Source organism: uncultured Georgenia sp. (assembly GCF_937958535.1).
Classification (GTDB): Bacteria; Actinomycetota; Actinomycetes; order Actinomycetales; family Actinomycetaceae; genus Oceanitalea.
Genome location: NZ_CALGNQ010000129.1, coordinates 1 through 2,586 on the forward strand (window position 1 = coordinate 1; position 2,586 = coordinate 2,586).

General features: G+C 72.5%; 3 protein-coding genes. 1 reads left to right on the plus strand and 2 read right to left on the minus strand.

Annotated features, from left to right (window positions below):
• Positions 1-1,425 (minus strand): pyruvate, phosphate dikinase (locus tag Q0195_RS07490; protein ID WP_299276585.1); only part of this gene is annotated, 1,425 nt, incomplete at its 3' end.
• Between the two features lie 111 nt (positions 1,426-1,536).
• On the opposite strand from Q0195_RS07490, the gene Q0195_RS07495 reads away from it, so the two are divergent.
• Positions 1,537-1,830 (plus strand): GNAT family N-acetyltransferase, encoded by a 294-nt coding sequence (locus Q0195_RS07495; RefSeq protein ID WP_299276587.1) that lies wholly within the window; start codon positions 1,537-1,539, stop codon positions 1,828-1,830.
• A 3-nt stretch (positions 1,831-1,833) separates the two neighbouring features.
• Here Q0195_RS07495 and Q0195_RS07500 read toward each other — a convergent pair.
• The coding region (locus Q0195_RS07500; protein WP_299276590.1) for a pirin-like C-terminal cupin domain-containing protein at positions 1,834-2,586 on the minus strand (753 nt) is incomplete at its 5' end.

Genomic DNA, 2,586 nt, shown 5'->3' on the forward strand with positions numbered 1-2,586 from the left:
GGCGGCGTCGACCTCGAGCTCGTCGGCACCGACGACGGCGCAGATCCCCATCCCGCGTGCGACCACCGCCGCGTGGGAGGTCTTGCCGCCGCGGGCGGTGAGCACCCCGGCGGCCACCATCATCCCCTGGAGGTCGTCGGGGTTCGTCTCGCGGCGGACGAGGATGACCTTCGCCCCCGCCTCGCTGCGCTCCACCGCCTGGGCGTTGTCGAAGACGAGCTCACCGACGGCCGCCCCCGGTGAGGCGGCCATCCCCCGGGTGAGCAGCTCGGTGTCGGCCTCGGTGTCGAACTGCGGGAAGAGGAGCTTGGCGAGCTGTTCGCCGGACACCCGCCCCAGCGCCTCGTCCATCGTGATGAGCTGTTCGTCGACGAGCTGGGTGGCCACCCGGAACGCCGCGGCGGCGGTGCGTTTGCCCACCCGGGTCTGCAGCAGCCAGAGCTTGCCGTTCTCGATGGTGAACTCGATGTCGCACAGGTCGCGGTAGTGGGTCTCCAGCCGCCGCATCGCCTGCCGCAGCTCGGTATACGCCTCCGGGTTGAGCTTCTCCAGCTCCGACAGCGGCACCGTGTTGCGGATGCCGGCGACGACGTCCTCGCCCTGGGCGTTGGGCAGGTAGTCCCCGTAGACGCCGGAGTGGCCGGTGGAGGGGTCGCGGGTGAAGCACACGCCCGTCCCGGACGTCGCGCCCATGTTCCCGAAGACCATCGCCTGGACGTTGACGGCGGTACCCAGGTCGTGCGGGATGCCCTCCTGGCGGCGGTAGAGCACCGCCCGGTCGGTGTTCCACGACCCCAGCACCGCCTCGATCGCCATGTCGAGCTGCTCGCGCGGGTGCTGGGGGAACTCCCGCCCGCAGGTCTCGCGGACGATGTCCTTGTAGGTGGTCACCAGGCCGCGCAGGTCCTCGGCGGTGAGCTCGGTGTCGTCCCGCACCCCACGCTCGGCCTTGAGGTCCTCCAGCGCCCGGGCGAAGAGCTCGCCGTCGATGTCGAGCACGGTCTTGCCGAACATCTGGATAAGGCGCCGGTAGGAGTCCCAGGCGAACCGCTCGTCGCCGGTGTGCTCGGTCAGGCCCTGGACGGAGGCGTCGTTGAGGCCGACGTTGAGCACCGTCTCCATCATCCCGGGCATGGAGAACTTCGCCCCGGAGCGCACCGAGACGAGCAACGGCTCGTGGAAGTCGCCGTGCCGGCGCCCCAGGGCGTCCTCCATCTCGCGCAGCGCGAGGGTGACCTGGACACGCAGGTCCGGCGGCACTCGGCCGTCGCGCATGTAGGCCCGGCACGCCTCGGTGGTGATGGTGAAGCCCGGCGGGACCGGCAGCCCCAGCCGGCTCATCTCGGCGAGGTTCGCACCCTTGCCGCCGAGCAGGTCCTTCTGATCCATCCCGCCTTCGCTGAAGCGGTACACGTACTTGGGCATCGTCGCCTCCCGTGGGATCACGCGGCTCCCCCACCGCGGCCGTAGAGGTCACTCTAACGGAGGCGATAGGGCACGATGGAGTGACCTCGTGCCCGTGATGAGAGGTCGGCCATGGACATCCGCATCCAGCACCAGCCGGAGCAGAACCGCTTCGCGGCGGTCGTGGGGGACGACGTCGTCGGGATCGCCGGGTACGAGCGCCGGGACGGCGTCGTCGTACTGACACACACCGTCGTCGAACGCGCGGTCGAGGGCCAGGGGGTGGGCTCGGCCCTGGCCCGCACGGCACTGGACACCGCCCGCGCGGAGGGGCTGCACGTGGTCCCGGTCTGCCCGTTCATGAACGCGTGGATCCGGCGCCACGCGCAGTACGCCGACCTCGTCGTCGCGCCGCCGCAGGAGTAGCCCTCAGCGGTCCCGGCCGGGCCGACGGCGCGGTTTGAGCCGCACGCTCGGCAGGTCCGGCGCGGGCAGCGGCGGACCGTCGTAGCCGCGGACCGCGCCGAAGCGGGCCACGCCGGCGGGGTCACCGGCGACGGCCGCCTGCCACTGGGCGCGGGCGGCGACGACCTCCTCGTGCGTGCGCCCGACGAAGTTCCACCACATGAGCACCTCCTCCTCGAACGGGGTGCCCCCGATGAGGACGGCGCGGGCGGGCGCGGACCCGGTCTGCAGCACGAGCTCCGCGCGGCCCGGGGCGAGGTAGGCGAGCCAGGCGGGCGCGACGTCGGTGGCGGCCACCCGCAGCGGGCCGGAGTCGACGAGCACCCCGTGCTCGAACGCCGGGTCGACGGCGAGGCGCACGGTGGACCCGGCCGGCACGTCGAGCTGGGCGGCGACGAGCGGGGTGTCCGCCCGCGCCGGGGAGGTCACCCCGCCCAGCGACCCCATGAAGACCTGGACGAGCGTGCCGTCGACGGTGAACGAGGGCACCTGGGCCACGTGCTCGAAGTCCCGCTCGCCGTGGCGGGTCGACTCGGGCAGTGCGGTCCACAGCTGGACGCCGTGCAGCCGGCGCTGCTCGGGGAAGTGCTCCAGCGTGCCCTCCTCCGAGTGGCAGATCCCGTTGCCCGCCGTCATGAGGTTGAGCTGGCCGGGCCTGATCGGCTGGACGGAGCCGAGCGCGTCGCGGTGCAGCACCCGCCCCTCGAAGAGCCAGGT

Coding starts and splice junctions, on each gene's coding strand:
- Q0195_RS07495 (WP_299276587.1), top strand. CDS start 1,537: ATGGACATCCGCATCCAGCACCAGCCGGAGCAGAACCGCTTCGCGGCG.